Below are 16,156 nucleotides of genomic sequence, written 5' to 3' on the forward strand. Positions count from 1 at the left end.
GAGGAGCCGCCCCTAACTGCTGGAATCGGCGGGTGACGGCTCGGCGTGGGCGAGCGGGAGGGTGAAGACGAAACGCGTGCCGGGGGTATGACCGGTGTCCAGGGTGATGGTCCCGCCGTGGTACTCGACGATCTTCTTGCAGAGGGCGAGGCCGATGCCGTTGCCCGGATAGGTGTCACGGGTGTGGAGGCGCTGGAAGATCACGAAGATCCTCTCGGCGTACTCCTGGTCGATACCGATGCCGTTGTCGCTCACGGCGAATTCCCAGCGAGGCTCGTCGCCCTCGGCACCGTCCGCGGGCCCGTGGGCGCTGATGTGGATCCGGGGCACGGTGCCCGGAGCACGGAACTTGACGGAGTTGGAGATCAGGTTCTGCAGCAGGACGCCGAGCTGGGTCTGGTCACCGTGGACCGCCGGAAGAGGATCGTGGGTGAGGACCGCCCCGGCCTCCTCGATCACCGTGGCCAGGGAGTTGACCGTACGACGCAGCACGGTCTCGAGGCTGACGTCGGCGTCGTCGGCGTGCAGGCGGCCGACGCGGGAGAACGCGAGGAGATCGCCGATGAGCGTCTGCATACGGTTGGCTCCGTCGACCGCGAAGGCGATGTACTGCTTGGCCCGGTCGTCGAGCTGATCCGCGTAGCGCCGTTCCAGGAGCTGGCAGAAACTGGCGACCTTGCGCAGTGGCTCCTGCAGATCGTGGGAGGCCACGTAGGCGAATTGTTCGAGCTCCTCGTTGGAGCGGCGCAGCTCCGTCGCCTGTTCGTCGAGCTGGGCCCGGGCGCGGTCGCTGAACTCCAGCTCCCCGGCCAGGCGTCGGCGCATCCCGTCCACGTCCGTCGCCAGTGCCCGCAGGTCGGCGGGGCCGGAGAGTGCGATGGAATGCTCGAATCGGCCGTCCGCGATCTCCCGGACGTCCGTGCGCAACCGGTCCAGCGGGACCTGGACGCCGCGGCGCAGCCCGGCGAAGGCGAGCGCGATGAGGGCGAGGACCACGCAGGCGATGGTGGTGAAGACCATGTTGCGCAGATCGCGTGCCGCTCGCAGGTCGTCGCGCGCCTGGTCCCGCTCGGCCTCGATGTGGGCCTGCTGTTCGGTCAGTGCGGCACGGACGGCGTCGAACGCCGCCTTGCCCGACTCGGTGTGCTGCTGGGCGGAGCCGACGGGGTCGGCCGCATCGCTGACGGGCCGGGCGGTGGTGGCCTGCCACCGCCCGGAGAGCTCGCGCACCCGGGCCAGATCGGCCGTCGCCCGCTCGACGCCCTCCGCCAGGCGCGCTAGTTCCCGGTCCGCGGCCTTCTCCTGGGCGACCCCGTCCCGGTACGGCTCCAGGAATTCGCGCTTCCCCGTCATGCCGTATCCACGGATGCCCGTCTCCTGGTTGATCAGGGCGCTCTCCATCCGGACGGAGGCGATCAGAGCCGGTGACCAGCGCTCGGTGAGCCGCCCGTTGACGTCGGTGGCATGACCGAGGGCCCAGACGCCGCAGCCGGTCAGGGCGAGGAGGAGCACCAAGGCTGCCGCGGAGCCGGCTCCCAGCCAGCCGCGGGTGGTCCATCCACCCTGGACGGACCGCGGCGGCAGTATCACCGGGTCCTGCTGAGGGGTGTCGATCTGCACGGCGGGTCCATCCTCCCTGGGCCCGGTGGCACACCGGGCGGGCGCCACCCTACCTGCGGGGACAACCGTGGTTGTCGACGGGGCACCTCGGCGTCTACGGTGCATCCATGGCAGCAGAGACGCAAGTGAGCTCCGAGCAGGAGGAACTGGCTGTACGGGCTCGACAGGCCGTCGCCGAAGCCACCCGGCAGCTCGTCCTCTGCGCGCCGGTGCCGGATGCCGGCACGCGGGGCCCGGACGAGCCCCGCAAGGACGCCCTGGCATCTCTGCGCGCCCTGGCCTACCTCGGCCGGGCCGTGGAGGAGTGCGCGGCACTGGCCGCGCGGACCGCCGCGCAGGAGGGCGCCGGCTACCCCCAGCTGGGGGAGGCCTGGGGCGTGAGCCGCCAAGGGGCCCGCAAACGCTGGCCCGGGCTCGTCTTCACCAGCCGTCCCGCATCACGCCCGCTACCCCATCACCAGACCCGGAGCTCACTCATGAACGGCCTCGTCCCCCGCACGTACACCGTCCTGCTCGTCGAGGACGACATGGCCGACGCCATGCTGATCGAGGAGGCCCTGACCGAGCACGGCATGGCGCGCGGCATCCAGCGGGCCGACGACGGGGTCGCGGCTCTGGAGTACCTCCGCGACCCTCGTACGGACCGGCCGGACCTGATCGTGCTCGATCTGAACATGCCCCGGATGAACGGCCGCGAGCTGCTGAACGTCCTCAAGAACGACAGCGACCTGTCAGGCATTCCCATCGTCGTGCTGACCACGTCCGCCGCACCGGACGACATCGAGGACGCCTACCGCCAGCACGCCAACGCCTACGTCACCAAGCCCGTCAATCTCGACGACTTCATGCAGACCGTGCAGAGCATCGATTCCTTCTTCCTCGACACCGCCACCACCCTCCCGCCCCGCCCGGGTGACGACGGCTGAACGGGCGGGGCGGAAGACGGCCAGGGCTTCAGATCGTCGCGGCGTCGATCACGAACCGGTACCGGACGTCGCTGTTCAGCACTCGTTCGTACGCCTCGTTGATCTCGGACGCGCCGATCAGTTCGATCTCCGCGCCGAATCCGTGTTCGGCGCAGAAGTCCAGCATCTCCTGGGTCTCCCGGATACCGCCGATCCCGGAACCTGAGAGGGACTTGCGACCGCCTATCAGGGAGAACAGGTTGACGGAGACGGGCTCCTCAGGAGCGCCCACGTTCACCAGCGCACCGTCCGTCTTGAGGAGGGAGAGGTAGGCGTCGAAGTCCAGCGGCGCCGAAACCGTCGAAAGGATGATGTCGAACGTGCCGTGCAGCTCCTCGAAGGTCTTCGGGTCGCTGGTGGCGTAGTAGTGGTCGGCACCGAGCTTCAGCCCGTCCTCCTGCTTGCGCAGGGACTGGGAGAGGACGGTCACCTCCGCGCCGAGCGCATGCGCGATCTTGACGCCCATGTGACCGAGGCCTCCCATGCCGAGGACCGCGACCTTCTTGCCGGGGCCGGCGTTCCAGTGCTTCAGCGGGGAGTACGTGGTGATTCCCGCGCAGAGCAGCGGGGCGGCCTCGTCGAGCGACAGGCCGTCGGGGATGCGGAGGGTGTAGTTCTCGTCCACGACGATGTGCGTGGAGTAGCCGCCGTACGTGGGGGCGCCGTTCCTGTCCAGTCCGTTGTACGTACTGGTGCTGCCCTTGAGGCAGTACTGCTCGAGGCCCGCCTCGCAGTTGTCGCACTCGCGGCAGGAGTCGACCATGCAGCCGACGCCCACACGGTCGCCCACGGCGAACTTGGTGACACCGGAGCCGATCTCGGTGACGACGCCCGCGATCTCGTGGCCCGGCACCATCGGGAAGGTTCCCTCGCCCCAGCCGTCGCGGGCCTGGTGGATGTCCGAGTGGCAGATACCGGCGAACTTGATGTCGATCAGGACGTCGAACTCGCCGACGGCGCGGCGCTCGATGGTGGTGCGCTCCAGCGGGGCCTTGGCGGAGGGGGCGGCGTACGCAGCGACGGAAGTCATGCGGGGTTCTCCTAAGGAGTGGGCGTGCGCCCGGCAGTCTTCGGTCCGGACACGTCGTCCAGCTTGCCCCAGCTCCCAGGCTTCACCCAGGCCACGGTTGTGCGTACGTCCGGTGGTCCTACTACTGGTGGGGTCAGGACGGTGTGCGTACGACCGTGGATACTGAACCCATGGATGAGCAGCCTGAAGCCCGGCGGCAGCCCTCCGGCACCCCTGGTGGTGGCGGGCACACCCTCGACCGGCGCGCCGAGCTCAGTGAGTTCCTGCGCAGCCGGCGGGCACGGCTCAAGCCGGAGGATGTGGGGCTTCCCGACTTCGGGCGGCACCGTCGCGTCCCGGGACTGCGCCGCGAGGAGCTGGCCCAGCTGGCCGGGGTGTCCGTGGCGTATTACACCCGCCTCGAACAGGGCAACGGACAGAACGTGTCCGCAGAGGTACTGGGTGCCATCGCGTCCGCGCTGAGGCTGACCAGCGCCGAGCAGGCGCATCTCATGCACCTCGCGAAGCCCGGGCAGCACAGGAAGAAGCCGTCCATGCGGCAGCAGCGGGTGCGTGGGTCCCTCTGTCAGCTGCTCGACACGATGGAGGGTGTTCCCGCGTACGTCACCGGGCGGCGTTCGGAGATCCTGGCCTGGAACCGGATGGCGGCGGCGGTCTTCGGCGACTGGTCCCAGCTGCCCCCGCAGGAGCGGAACTGGGCGCGGCTGGTGTTTCTGAAGCCGGAGTACCACGAGTTGTTCGTGGAGTGGGACCAGAAGGCGTCGGACATCGTCAGTTACCTGCGGATGGACGCCGGCTGCCATCCCGACGACCCTCGTCTTTCCGCACTCGTCGGTGAACTGTCCGTGAAGAGCGAGGAGTTCCGGCGGTTGTGGGCCAGACACGACGTGAAGGAGAAGAGCCACGGCGTCAAGCGGCTGCATCACCCGCTGGTGGGCGAGCTGACGCTCTCCTTCGAGACGTTCGCTCTGCCCGACGACGCGGAGCAGTCGGTCGTCGCCTACTACGCCGAGCCCGGTTCGGCGTCCGCCGAGGCCCTTCGCCTGCTGGCGAGCTGGGGCACGGACGCCATGCGGGCGGGCACCTCGGTTCCCGGGAGGCAGTAGGCCCGCCGAGGTTTCAGCCCGCCGGTCCCGACGACTCCCGGGACGGCGGCCGCCTCCCCCCGGCGGTCAGCGCGGTGACGAGGGGTGCCGCGCCCCGGAACGCGGGGCGCGGCCCAGAGAGGCGGTACTAGTTGCAGGCCCCTACGGTGAGGTAGTTGTCGACGACCACCTGGCTGCCGACCTTCATGTAGGAGTACGCCTGACCGCAGTACCCCTTGTTCTGGTAGACGGGCCCGGCGTAGGAGCTGTACGTGCCGAAGTCCTCGGTGTCGGGGGTGGAGGTGTAGTTGTCCTTCAGACGGATGCCCATGGAGTGCGCGGCGCCGGTGTCGTTGAAGAACACCGCACAGATCGGCTTGTCGTAGTAGCTGTCGCCCGTGGTCTTGCCGTTGGTCCAGGTGTAGGTGGTGCCGTAGGTGCTGTAACGGACGGCCCTGACAGAGACGGTATAGCCGGATCCGCATACGTTGGCAGCGGCCGCGGCAACCCCCGCGTCGGCCGCGATGATCTGCTTGGTTTCGCTCGTCGCCTGCTTGTCGACCTCGACACCCTTGATGTCCACGGTCGCGATCGACGCGCCGGCCTTCGGTTCGGCCTGACCGGCCGCCGACGCAGCGGGCGCAGTCATCGTCACGGCAAGCACGGCGGCACAGATGCTCCCTGCACGCACAGCAGTCTTCACGTTTTCCCCTTGAGGTGACAGTAAGGTGGTTCTGGCGCACGGAGAGTATCGCGCCGAACGCACATGCGAGCGTATTTATTGATCCAGCCGGCCGACGGAGGGCCGGCACTCGGTGATCTACGGGCGTTTTTCCGCCACCCCTCACCTGTCCGTCAGCGCCGGGGTGAGAGCGATGCCGTGCAGGAGCCGAGGCAGCCCGGACGACAGTTACCTGGGCGAACGAACTCGTCGACCACGGAAGTGGCGGAGGGACCAGGGTCACGATCCGGCCAAAAGGCGATCATCAGGCTGAACATCGACGGCACCGGACGCACGTCCGGGCCGGTAGGCACCTCTTTGTTCGGCTTGATCGGGAACGTCCCGAACTCCACAGCACGGCGTACGTGACAGGAGGGCCGGGCCTTCTCCGGCGGTCCGCTCAAAGACCCCTACGTCACGGGTCCTGCCGAGGAAGAACGGCTCCTCGGGCAGCGGCACCTCCTGTCCGCCGAGCCGCCTCGGCGGACCCCGGGAGACCGGTCACACCCGTGACAGCCCAGGAGCGGAATCAGCCAATGTGCTGACCGCGCTTCCCCGGCCCGTACCGCTTCCCTCCACAGCGTCCCCACAGGTCACGTGAGAGGGGCCGCGCCTTCCGGCGCATCGCCGGCATGATCCATTTTTTGCCATGTCCCCAACCAGTCCCTGTTACCTGACGTCACCGTGCCTAGAGTGATCCAGCGCTCAGGGGATCAGGTCTCACCACCCGGTCTCCGTGTGTCGCCGGGGGGCAGGCGGTGCTGACGCAGCACCACGCACGACAGCGTTCCTCCCGTCGCGTCAGCACGAGGAGGAACGGGGGTGTGACAGCTGCGATGAGGGCGGCGACGCTGCGGCCTGGGCCATTTCGGCCATCCAGTCCCTGGCTTTCCGACCGGGCGGAAACGCCGGTCGATGACTCCCCGCCCACACTACAGAGCCTGGACACTCCTTCGTCTCTTCGCCAGAAACCGTCGGCAGCGGCGGGCCGGGCCCCTGCCGCCCTTGCGCGTGCTCAAAACAGGCACGTACATCTTCCGAAGGAGGTCGGCCGAAAAGCGACAGACCAAGGTGCGCGCCGACGGCAACCGTGGTTCGTGCCGCCCCCGTTCCTCGGCTTCGCCACTGCACCGGAACCGGCAGGACGACCCCTCCGGGACCGGCTCATGGCTGACTGCGGCCCGTGTTCCTCGACGCGAGCGTGAGACCTGTCGGCCCTCTCTTCTGCAGCGGACCTGTTCACCCCTACCGACGTACCCGCCCCGCGCGACCACGCGGAGATTCCGCTGTGCCCGCGCATGAGCCTTTCATCGCCTCTCACACAAGGAAGCCAACGCTTTGAGACGGGTTAGCAGATACACGCGAGCGCGTGTTCACATCAGCTGCGCCATAGCCACTGCGGTGGTGCTCGGGACCGTCACGCAGGCGCAAGCCGCCCCGCCGACGCCGCCCCCGAACGCCGCCGAAGGATGGTCCGATCCCGCCGCGCCCCGCGTGAAGGCGGACAAGGACGGCCACAAGGACCGCGTTCCCGCCAAGGAGCGCGGCAAGGTGCTCGGCAGTGGTTACGCCAAGTCCTCCGACACCGCGTGGACCACCATCGGTGATGCCACCGGGTTCCACCTCATGACCGCCGACGAGGCCGACGGCTACCGCTGGAAGACCGCGGCGTCCCTCTCCGAGCCCGGGTTCTTCGACACCGACACCTGGATCGGCAACGCCTGTGTCACCGCCTCCGGTGACCGCGCCCTGGTCGCCTACGCGCCGCGCACTTTCACCAACAAGCCCCAGCTGATGGCCCGGGGCGCGTTCACGGCGGCCGTGGACCTGAATTCGGGGCAGATCACGAAACTGCCGTTCCAGGCGAGTCTCGCCTACTTCTCGCCCGGCTGCGGTGACGGCGAGCAGGCGGTCCTGTCGCAGTTCAGCGACGAGAACATGTCGGACAGGAACGAGACCCGTCTGATCACCGTCGATGCCCGTACGGGCAGGACGGTGAAGAAGACCACGGTGGAGGGTCAGGTCACCTCCGCGGTCCCCACCCGCAACGGCATCGTCGCCGCGCAGGGCAACGCGATCGTGCGGATCACCGGGAGCGGGAAGTCCGAGCTGGTCACCCGCACGGACAACACGCCCTTCAGTCTGTCGGTCACCAAGGACGGCGGGATCGCCTTCCTGGACCGCACGCACGATGACCGGGCCGCGAAGAGCGTGCGGGCCCGAGCCGCCGACGCGAAGCCCGTCGAGGCCGCGTCCGCCGGCACCACCTCCGAGGTCAAGTACCTGACCGGCGGGCAGCTCAAGAGGAAGGCCGTCAAGGCTGTCGAGGCCCGGACGGTCGCCGAAGGCGACCTGACCGGTATGGACCTCACCCGGGCCGCGGACGGGACCGCCGTCGTCACCGGCGCGGCGAAGAACGTCGGCACCCTGCCCGGGAACGTGCGCAACCCGGGCGGGATCGACAAGGACGCCGTCGTCTCCACCAAGGCCCGTGCGGTCGTGAACACCGCCTGGGCCGACGGCAAGGACACCCGTATCCGCGCCTCCGAGTACGAGACGGCGCGTACCGCCCGTATCGAGATGAACCACCTGCCTACCGGCCACAAGCGTGTGTTCGAGGCCAACCCGGCCGCGTCCCCGGTCAACGCGGACCCGGCCGAGGGCGAGGACCGTTCCCCGGCCCTGGGCGCCGCTCCCGCCAAGGACGGCGGCACCGCGGGCGGCAACAAGGTGATGCTGGACATCTCCGAGCCGGAGTCCGAGCGCACCTGTGCGGTGGAGCGGGGCAACCCGCAGAAGCAGGCGTTCCAGCCGAAGCCGCGGCAGATCGAGTGGGCTGTCAACCGGTCCATCGAAGGCACCCTGGACCAGCACGTGCGCCGGGCCGCCAACTGGAAGAACATGGGCATGGGCGCCTATACGCCGCAGGCCCTCGTCGGCGGTCTCACCCCGCTTGCCGGCGGCGGGCGCATCCCGGCCCAGGTGTTCCTCGGCATCACCGCCCAGGAATCCAACATGTGGCAGGCCACCCGCTTCGCCGCACCGGGCACCACCGCCAACAGCCTGATCGGCAACTACTACGGCCTCGTCCACGACGAGCACGGTCAGGTCGATGACCCGTGGGCCATCAGCTGGCCTGCCGCGGACTGCGGCTACGGCATCACGCAGGTCACCGACGGCATGCGCCTGCCCGGCAAGCCGTACGAGGACGGCGAGGTCCGGCCGTCCAAGCCGCGCGCGTACCAGGAGGCCGTCGCACTGGACTACACCGCGAACGTCGCGGCCGGTGTGAACATCCTCGCCGAGAAGTGGAACCAGACCCGCAACGCCGGCCTCACCGTGAACAACGGTGACCCGAAGGGCATCGAGAACTGGTTCTTCGCCCTGTGGGCCTACAACTCCGGTTTCTACCCCCAGTCGGCAGCGGGCGAGAACGCCGGCAAGTGGGGCGTGGGCTGGGCCAACAACCCCGCCAACCCGACCTACAAGCCCAACCGCACTCCGTTCCTGGAGAACTCCAGCGGCGGTGACGACTACTCCCACGCCGCCAAGCCGCAGTACTGGCCGTACCCGGAGAAGGTCATCGGGTGGGCCGCACGTCCGCTGGAGGCCCTGGAAGCGCCGGGCACCCTCGTCCACGGCTTCCGGCCCGCCTGGTGGACCGATCCCGTGTTCCGCACCCTGGCCAAGCCGCCGGTCAACCTGTTCTGCGACGGCTCCAACGAGTGCGACCCGGACAAGATCAAGGAAGGCGCCTCGAACGACTCCCCCGCCACGGGCCCGTGCCAGCGCACGGACTTCAGGTGCTGGTGGAACAAGAAGGTGGAATGGAAGAACTGCGCCTCTGATGCCTGCGGCTTCGAGCTCTTCCGCTTCAACAACACCTACCCGGAGGAGGCGGACGGCAACTCCCACCCGCCCCGGTGCAACTCCGGACTCCCGATCGGCACGACCATCGTCGACAACGTGAACTCCGGTCAGCGGCTCGCGGGCACCGACTTCAGACGATGCACGGACACCGCGCAGACGTCCGGTTCGTTCAAGTTCGACTTCTCCACGCCCTCGGCCAAGATGGACACCCACCAGCTCGGTGTGGGCTACGGGAACCACATGTGGTTCTCCACCACCCGTAAGGCCAGTTCCCCGGGCGATTCGCAGCGGCTGAAGGTCACCGGCACCTGGACCGGCCCCAGCACCGTCAAGGGCTGGACCCGTGTCCTGGTCCACATGCCGAACGTGGCCGCACGCTCCCAGCAGGCCAAGTACACCGTCTCGGGAACCAACTCCACCTCACCCCACCGTGTCGCCCCGCAGCGCATCCGCAGCAACGAATGGCGGTCGCTCGGCGTCTTCAACTTCACCGGAACCGCCTCGGTGGCCCTGTCCAACATCACCGACGATGTGGGGGTGGACATCGCCTGGGACGCCGTCGCCTTCCAGAGGCTGGACGCCAACCCGACGCACGTGGTCGGCATGGGTGACTCCTTCGCCTCCGGCGAAGGCGCCGACACCGAGGGCGGCAAGGACTACTTCCGGGAGACGGACTACAAGGAGGACATCGGCGACGACGAGATCGTCAACAAGTGCCACCGCTCCAAGCAGGCCTGGATCCGGCAGGCCTCCCTGCCCGGCAGGTCCCAGTCCATCGGTGCGATCTCCGACGACTACGGCAACGTCGACCTGAGCTTCATCGCCTGCTCCGGCGCGCGTACCTACAACGTCTGGGCGGGTGGCCAGAACCAGCAGAACTCGTTGCCGCAGATGGACCTCGGTTACCTCGACCAGAACACGGACATCGTGACCATCGCCATCGGCGGTAACGACTCACTGTTCACGGACGTGTTCAACGAATGCGTCTGGGCGGCCGGGTTGAAGCTCTGCCAGAACGCCGAGATCGAGAAGCGGAATCCGGACACGGGCAGCAAGACCGGCGAGATGAGCGGTCCGCTCAAGGACTTCATGCCCGGCTGGATCACCAACGAGGTCAAGCCGAGGATCGTCAAGGTCCTCAACCAGATCAAGACCCGCGCACCGCAGGCCAAGATCTACCTCGTGGGTTACCCGCCGCTCCTGTCCGGGAACGGTCAGTGCATCCCCGGTATCGGAACCGAGGAGGCACCGTGGCTCAACGACGTGGTCGCTCCGAAACTGAGCCTGGAGATGAAGGCCGCCGCGACATCGGTCGGAGCCACCTTCGTCGACCCCGCGTCGGACTTCCTGGGCAAGGCGATCTGCGGTGACCCCGAAACGATCAACGGTGCCGTCTTCTCCGGACAGTCGGAGGCCGACAACGATCTGCCCGCGCCGTCGATGAAGTCGTTCCACCCGAAGATCTCCGGTGCTCGGCTCTACGCCAACGCCCTGGAGCGCGCCCTGTAGTAACCGAAGGGACATGCGCCATCCTGTGGCCATCGTCCGCACACACCCGGTGGGCCCCGACGCACCCGCGTCGGGGCCCATCGGCCTGCGAAGATCAAGGACTCCCGCGATGCAGTACTCACGACATGCCAAAGGCGCCCTCGTCGTCGCCCTCGCCACCGCGGCCTGCCACACCCTCATGTCCGCCGGCTACACGTGGGCTCGCGGCCGCGGAGCCTCGAGCGGGGACACGATGTTCGCCGGCGCCTTCGAGTTCCTGCTCACCACGGCCGCTTCCTGGGCTTTCATGCCTCTCCTGCTGTCGGCCGGCATGCGGATGATGCGGGAGACCGGCAACGTCGCACTCGTGGTCATCGGCGGACTGATCTGGGCAGGGATCTCCGGGTATCACATCGACGACATCGACCGCCCGGGCGGGCACATGCCGGTCCTCGCCCTCGTGGCATACGTTCTTCTCGGTACGGCGCTGGCCGGGCTCGCCCCAGGCCGCCGCCGCTGAGCGCCGGGGAAGTCACGCGATCCGGCCCACGGCCAGGCCCGGCGGGCAGAGGACCGGTTCGTCATCGACCGCAGAACGCCGGGGTCACTGCGTATGCTCATGGGCATGGCATGCCGCATCAGTGAGCTGGTCATCGACGCAGCCGACCCCGATCTGCTCGCCACGTTCTGGAGCAAGGTCCTCGGCTACGTCGAACTCGGCCGGGAGGCCGACGGGAGCATCGAGATCGGGCCGCCCGACGCCGGCTTCGGCGGCCCGCAGCCCACTCTCGTCCTCAGTCCGAGCAGCGACCCACGGGCCGGGAAGACACGGCTTCACATCGATGTCAACGCCACCGACCGCGACCAGGACGCCGAGCTGGAGCGGCTGCTCGCTCTCGGCGCCAGGCCCGCCGACGTCGGCCAGACCGGCGACGAGAGCTGGCACGTCCTGGCCGACCCCGAGGGCAACGAGTTCTGCCTCCTGCGCGCCAGGCTCCGGCCCGCCTGACCGGCGTACGCTCTGCCGTCGAGCCGCTCGGCCGCCGTGCCCGGGACCGTCGGTACCGTGCGGGAGCACCGGCCGTCCGGTTCCGTGGCCGGAGGAGGCCGGTGGCTGACCCGCCGGCAGCCACCGGAGGGCCACAGAAGCACGCCTCTCGCCGCTCCGGCCCCGGCCGGTTCACCGGCGTCGACCAGGCCGGCCGCCTCATGGGCTTCCTCCGCTCGCGTACCGGCCGAGCGCGCGGAAGACCACAGGGGCATCCATGACACCGTGACCGGTGGTACGCACCGACACCGGGGTCCCGCGAGGCGGTCGGACGTGGAGCGGCAGGAGCCCGCCGCGCTTCCCTGAGCGCCTTGAAGCAAGGCGTGCGCAGGGGACACCGACGGGACCTGAGCGGCGGGCCCGGCACGGAGTGGACATGAGGGACGGCTCGTGCGGGACGGGCGTCCCTCCCGGCACCGTTTCCGATGTGCCGGCCCTCCGGAGCCCGTTGCCCGGCCCACGCGGGCCCGCGCGCTCACAGTGACCGATGCGCCGGGCCACGTGAGGACGGGAGGGGCCCGGCAGCTCCATGGTCGGGCGAACCGTTGCCTCACGACGCTCGTGCCGAATCCGGCCGGCCCGTTCTTCACCGCCCTGGCCGTCGGCATGGAGCAGGCCGCTCGTGAGGCCGGTCCCCGAAGCCCGGCGTGACGGCCCGCACCGGGCCCGGCTCTTCCTCACTTATGGATCATCATTTGTCTAATCTATCGTTTCTCGATAGATTTCTATCGCAGTTCAATCGAAGGGGAGATCATGGGAAGACTCACCGTGCTCGCACTGCGGGCCGTGCTCGTGCTTCTGCTGACCGGGTCGGTATTCGTACAGGCAGTGATGGTGCCACTGCTGGCCATCGATTTGAGAGGGATGGACGCGGACATCGAGTACGTCCGGGCGCCGCTCCTCGCGATCATCGTGCTGGGCGTCGTGACGGTCGAGGTCGTTCTGGTCTGCGTATGGCGACTGGTGACGATGGTGCGCCGCGGGACGGTGTTCTCCCACGCCGCCTTCCGGTACGTGCATGTGGTGATCGGCGCGGTCGTGGCAGCCGCCTGCCTCGTCTTCGCGCTCGCGGCCTTCCTGGCACCGGGTGAAGCCGTCGCGCCGGGTGTGGTCCTCCTGGTGGGCGGAGCCGGGTTGGCGGTCCTGGGGGTCGCGCTCGTCGTGCTCGTACTGCGCATGCTGCTCGCCCAGGCCGTCGAGCGCGATGTCGCGGCGGCACAGATGGAGGCCGAGCTGGACGAGGTGATCTGATGCCGATCACGGTCGACATCGACGTCATGCTGGCGAAACGGAAGATGTCCGTGGGTGAGCTCGCGGATCGTGTCGGCATCACGCCCGCCAACCTGGCCGTGCTCAAGAACGGCCGGGCGAAGGCGGTTCGTTTCACGACGCTGGCCGCCCTGTGCGAAGTGCTCGAGTGCCAGCCGGGAGATCTGTTGCGCTGGGAGGGGCCTCCCGGTTCGCCCGCTGACTGATCACCCGGCGGCAGACCGTGCACCACGGCCCGGAAGCGCGCTTGCGGCGGGCACCGATGACAAGGCCTCGGTCGTGAAGCTGTCGCCGGCCGTGGTCTTCCACTGCGTCGTCTTCATGGGACTGAGCACGTTCCTCCCGCTGTACGCCCAGCAGCGCGCCGGAGGCAGTACGGCCACAGGCACAGTGACGCTGTCCGTCCTGTACTTCGGCGGCGCGGTGGGCTCCGTGCCGGGCGGCAGCCTGGCCGGCCGCTGAGACCGGGGCGCTGCCGCCCGCCGGTCGTACCTCCTCACGAGCGGCGCCGTGGGCCGTGCTCACCCCCGGCCCGGTGTTCCGCCTTTTCGTGGCCCTGGCCTCCATCGGCCTGTGCGTCCCCCTTATCCCTGCACGTCACACTCGGACTGGCCGTCAGCGTCGGCGGCCTGGCCGGCCCCCTCATCGGCGCTCTTGCCGACGCGACCTCCCTGCGCCGCCCCGGCACCGCCGATCCTCATGCCCGTGCCGAACTGGCTGCCGTTCCGGACCCTGTCCGAGCCCCTCGCTTCGAAGCCCGGCACGACGGCCCGGCAGACCGAGGCCGGCACGGGTGCCGCATTCCCCCGGCGAACCCGGTGACCGGCGCCCGGCCGTGGAGGCGGTGAACCGCTCCCGTCTCGTCACGGGAAACCCTTCCCGATGAAGCGGGTGCCGGGACGGTTGCGGGGTAGTCGAGCCGAGACACCGGCAAACACAGCTCAACGAGGAGGTTTCGTCATGGCGGGCTCGCTTCGAACTCCGGCACCGGCCCCGCCCCGTAGGACGGGAGGTGACAGCCGGTGTTTCCGACAGATCGAGGAAGGCAGGGTGATGTGCCCATGAGCACGGCAGAGCGGCAGACCCACGCCACCGACGACTCGGTGAGCGTGCTGGTTTCGCGCGCCTCACAGCAGATCTCGGAGCTGGTCCGCGAGGAGATGCAGCTGGCCCGGGCGGAAATGGCCCAGAAGGGCAAGCGCTACGGGAAGGGCGGCGGCCTCTTCGGCGCCGCGGGCTTCCTCGGCATCCTGGCGGCCCAGGCGCTGATCGCGACCTGTATCGCGGCTCTCGCACTCGTGCTGCCGGTGTGGGCATCAGCCCTCGTCGTCACGGCGGTACTGGCGGCCGTGGCGGCCGTGGCGGCCGTGGCCGGGAAGAAGCAGATCACCGAGGCCGGCTCCCCCACCCCCGAGCAGACCGTCGACAGCGTCAAGGCCGATCTGGCCGAGATCAAGGAAAAGGCACACCGATGAACGAAGAATCCCGGACCAACATAGGCACCCCCGTTCCCGATGCCTCCGACTCCGAGGAGTTGCGCGAGCAGGTCGAGCGCACCCGCGACGAACTCGGGCAGACCGTCGAGGCACTGGCGGCCAAGGCGGACGTCAAGGCGCAGGCGAAGGAGAAGACGGCCGCCGCGAAGGAACAGGCATCGGAAAGGGCGGCCCTGGTGGCCGACCAGATCCGTGCGAAGGCGGAGCAGGCCACACAGCTCGTCAAGGACAAGACCCCCGATCCCGTACTGGAGAAGACGGCCCAGGCCGCTGCACAAGTCCGGGAGACCGCGAACCGGGCGGGACAGTACGCCGCGGACAAGGCCCCCGAACCGTTGCGCGAGAAGGCCGGCCGGGCCGCGTCCTTCGCGCGGGCCAACCGAAGTCCGCTCCTCGCGGGCGGTGCTCTGCTCGCCGCCTTCATGCTGGTGCGCCGGAGCAGGGGGCGCCGATGAGTGCGTCCAAGATCGCCTACAAGCCGGTCGGGCTGGTGCTCGGCGCAGCGAGCGGCATCATCGCGACCACCGCGTTCAAACAGGCGTGGAAGATCATCGAAGGCCATGACGACGCCCCTGACGCCTTGGACGAGGACCGTTCCTGGCGGCAGATCCTGCTCGCCGCCGCCGTCCAGGGCGCCATCTTCTCCGTTGTCAAAGCTGCGGTCGACCGCTCGGGCGCCGTGGCCACACGACGCGTGACGGGCATCTGGCCGGGCTGACCCGCCCTGGTACCGGCCCGCTCTCCCAGCGGGCCGGTACCGCCCGGCAGCCACCCCGTCGACGGGCGCCCTCGGTGCATGCGCGAGCAGTGGCGGCGCGGCACAGGCGGCCGCGCCCGGCACAGCCCGTCGGCGCGACGGTACGTACGGGCAGCCGGCCTCTTCGCCCCGGACACAACCGGGGTCCGGCCCCGAGCCCTCACCTGCCGCAGATCCTCCCGGCACCCCGAACGCCTCCGAGCCCACCGGTGATCAGCATATTGCGTCCGCTGAGTCCGTCCGCCGCCGAGGAATCCTCGTCACGTCCCGTGTGCGGCCCTACGGACCTTCCCTGACGCGACGGAACACATCGAACATCCATGCGCCTCCAGGGGGACGTGACCAGGGCTGCGGTGCCAGGGATTTCACGGAGCCAGACGGGCGACCGCGAACCCGCGGCCTCCTGGACCAAGTGGAAGACAGGGCGCCGTCTGCTTGCTGCCGACGACAAGCAGCTCGCACCACCGCTCCCCCGCGCGACGGAGCACGGCGGGGAGACTCTGCTCTGCCGCACTCGACCGCCGTGTCCACCGTCTCCAGGGGGAACGGGCGAGATCCAGCGGGACATCACCGGAAAGACGTACGGCCTGCGGCCGGCCGCGGTGCCGGACCTTGCTCGCCGGAGAGCGCACCGGCGGGCCGAGCAGGAGCCCGGCGTCTACGGCCACGAGCCGCACGACTCCAGGACGCCGGGGCGGCGTTCCGCGTGTGCCGGGGGACGCCGAATCGCTTGTGTTCCTCCCCCGCCTTCCGCGAGCACCCACCCGGACGGACGGGGCGCCAGGCCGGGTTCACCGGAACCTCCGT

The 16,156-nt window shown here is 69.1% G+C and carries 14 protein-coding genes; 11 read left to right on the forward strand and 3 right to left on the reverse strand.

The window, feature by feature from the left end:
* Positions 1 to 12: 12 nt before the first annotated feature.
* On the reverse strand, positions 13 to 1,620 hold the full coding sequence (locus ACF1FZ_RS11660) for an ATP-binding protein (RefSeq protein ID WP_391773179.1): 1,608 nt from the start codon (positions 1,618 to 1,620) through the stop codon (positions 13 to 15).
* A 107-nt stretch (positions 1,621 to 1,727) separates the two neighbouring features.
* Here ACF1FZ_RS11660 and ACF1FZ_RS11665 point away from each other — a divergent pair, with 107 nt between their 5' ends.
* Positions 1,728 to 2,546 carry a response regulator gene (locus tag ACF1FZ_RS11665; protein ID WP_391773180.1) on the forward strand — a complete coding sequence of 273 codons (819 nt, stop codon included), beginning with the start codon at positions 1,728 to 1,730 and terminating at the stop codon, positions 2,544 to 2,546.
* Between the two features lie 28 nt (positions 2,547 to 2,574).
* On the opposite strand, the gene ACF1FZ_RS11670 is transcribed toward ACF1FZ_RS11665, so the two are convergent.
* The gene (locus ACF1FZ_RS11670) at positions 2,575 to 3,615 is read right to left on the reverse strand and encodes an NAD(P)-dependent alcohol dehydrogenase (RefSeq protein WP_391773181.1); all 1,041 of its coding nucleotides are present in this window, start codon (positions 3,613 to 3,615) and stop codon (positions 2,575 to 2,577) included.
* Between the two features lie 170 nt (positions 3,616 to 3,785).
* On the opposite strand from ACF1FZ_RS11670, the gene ACF1FZ_RS11675 reads away from it, so the two are divergent.
* A complete protein-coding gene (locus ACF1FZ_RS11675; protein WP_391773182.1) occupies positions 3,786 to 4,721 on the forward strand; it encodes a helix-turn-helix domain-containing protein in 936 nt (311 codons plus the stop codon).
* Between the two features lie 127 nt (positions 4,722 to 4,848).
* Here ACF1FZ_RS11675 and ACF1FZ_RS11680 read toward each other — a convergent pair whose 3' ends face one another.
* Positions 4,849 to 5,403 (reverse strand): hypothetical protein, encoded by a 555-nt coding sequence (locus ACF1FZ_RS11680; RefSeq protein WP_391773183.1) that lies wholly within the window; start codon positions 5,401 to 5,403, stop codon positions 4,849 to 4,851.
* 1,419 nt (positions 5,404 to 6,822) lie between these two features.
* Between ACF1FZ_RS11680 and ACF1FZ_RS11685 the strand changes: the two genes are divergently transcribed.
* The 9 genes from ACF1FZ_RS11685 (at position 6,823) to ACF1FZ_RS11725 (ending at position 15,310) form a co-directional block, all read left to right on the forward strand.
* A complete protein-coding gene (locus ACF1FZ_RS11685) occupies positions 6,823 to 10,800 on the forward strand; it encodes a GDSL-type esterase/lipase family protein (RefSeq protein WP_391773184.1) in 3,978 nt (1,325 codons plus the stop codon).
* Between the two features lie 109 nt (positions 10,801 to 10,909).
* Positions 10,910 to 11,299 carry a hypothetical protein gene (locus ACF1FZ_RS11690; protein WP_391773185.1) on the forward strand — a complete coding sequence of 130 codons (390 nt, stop codon included), beginning with the start codon at positions 10,910 to 10,912 and terminating at the stop codon, positions 11,297 to 11,299.
* 105 nt (positions 11,300 to 11,404) lie between these two features.
* Positions 11,405 to 11,788, forward strand: coding sequence for a VOC family protein (locus ACF1FZ_RS11695; protein WP_391773186.1), 384 nt, complete (start codon positions 11,405 to 11,407; stop codon positions 11,786 to 11,788).
* Between the two features lie 792 nt (positions 11,789 to 12,580).
* Entirely contained in the window at positions 12,581 to 13,078 is a 498-nt protein-coding gene (locus ACF1FZ_RS11700) for a DUF2975 domain-containing protein (RefSeq protein ID WP_391773187.1), read from the forward strand.
* A complete protein-coding gene (locus ACF1FZ_RS11705) occupies positions 13,078 to 13,302 on the forward strand; it encodes a helix-turn-helix domain-containing protein (protein ID WP_391773188.1) in 225 nt (74 codons plus the stop codon). The genes ACF1FZ_RS11700 and ACF1FZ_RS11705 overlap by 1 nt, the downstream gene beginning before the upstream one ends.
* 73 nt (positions 13,303 to 13,375) lie before the next feature.
* Entirely contained in the window at positions 13,376 to 13,558 is a 183-nt protein-coding gene (locus ACF1FZ_RS11710; RefSeq protein WP_391773189.1) for a hypothetical protein, read from the forward strand.
* A 599-nt stretch (positions 13,559 to 14,157) separates the two neighbouring features.
* Complete coding sequence (locus ACF1FZ_RS11715) at positions 14,158 to 14,571, forward strand: phage holin family protein (protein WP_391773190.1); 414 nt, start codon at positions 14,158 to 14,160, stop codon at positions 14,569 to 14,571.
* Positions 14,568 to 15,047 carry a DUF3618 domain-containing protein gene (locus tag ACF1FZ_RS11720; protein ID WP_391773191.1) on the forward strand — a complete coding sequence of 160 codons (480 nt, stop codon included), beginning with the start codon at positions 14,568 to 14,570 and terminating at the stop codon, positions 15,045 to 15,047. Before ACF1FZ_RS11715 ends, ACF1FZ_RS11720 begins: the two co-directional genes overlap by 4 nt.
* The gene (locus ACF1FZ_RS11725) at positions 15,044 to 15,310 is read left to right on the forward strand and encodes a DUF4235 domain-containing protein (protein ID WP_391773192.1); all 267 of its coding nucleotides are present in this window, start codon (positions 15,044 to 15,046) and stop codon (positions 15,308 to 15,310) included. Before ACF1FZ_RS11720 ends, ACF1FZ_RS11725 begins: the two co-directional genes overlap by 4 nt.
* Positions 15,311 to 16,156 lie beyond the last annotated feature (846 nt).

Origin of the sequence: Streptomyces sp. NPDC014623 (assembly GCF_043088245.1) — a bacterium.
Taxonomy (GTDB): domain Bacteria; phylum Actinomycetota; class Actinomycetes; order Streptomycetales; family Streptomycetaceae; genus Streptomyces.

What these genes read in the sequence shown, in the direction of transcription:
- ACF1FZ_RS11720 (WP_391773191.1), top strand. Translation starts at nt 14,568, where the DNA reads ATGAACGAAGAATCCCGGACCAACATAGGCACCCCCGTTCCCGATGCC.
- ACF1FZ_RS11665 (WP_391773180.1), top strand. Translation starts at nt 1,728, where the DNA reads ATGGCAGCAGAGACGCAAGTGAGCTCCGAGCAGGAGGAACTGGCTGTA.
- ACF1FZ_RS11705 (WP_391773188.1), top strand. Translation starts at nt 13,078, where the DNA reads ATGCCGATCACGGTCGACATCGACGTCATGCTGGCGAAACGGAAGATG.
- ACF1FZ_RS11675 (WP_391773182.1), top strand. Translation starts at nt 3,786, where the DNA reads ATGGATGAGCAGCCTGAAGCCCGGCGGCAGCCCTCCGGCACCCCTGGT.
- ACF1FZ_RS11725 (WP_391773192.1), top strand. Translation starts at nt 15,044, where the DNA reads ATGAGTGCGTCCAAGATCGCCTACAAGCCGGTCGGGCTGGTGCTCGGC.
- ACF1FZ_RS11695 (WP_391773186.1), top strand. Translation starts at nt 11,405, where the DNA reads ATGGCATGCCGCATCAGTGAGCTGGTCATCGACGCAGCCGACCCCGAT.
- ACF1FZ_RS11690 (WP_391773185.1), top strand. Translation starts at nt 10,910, where the DNA reads ATGCAGTACTCACGACATGCCAAAGGCGCCCTCGTCGTCGCCCTCGCC.
- ACF1FZ_RS11715 (WP_391773190.1), top strand. Translation starts at nt 14,158, where the DNA reads ATGAGCACGGCAGAGCGGCAGACCCACGCCACCGACGACTCGGTGAGC.
- ACF1FZ_RS11700 (WP_391773187.1), top strand. Translation starts at nt 12,581, where the DNA reads ATGGGAAGACTCACCGTGCTCGCACTGCGGGCCGTGCTCGTGCTTCTG.
- ACF1FZ_RS11670 (WP_391773181.1), bottom strand. Translation starts at nt 3,615, where the DNA reads ATGACTTCCGTCGCTGCGTACGCCGCCCCCTCCGCCAAGGCCCCGCTG.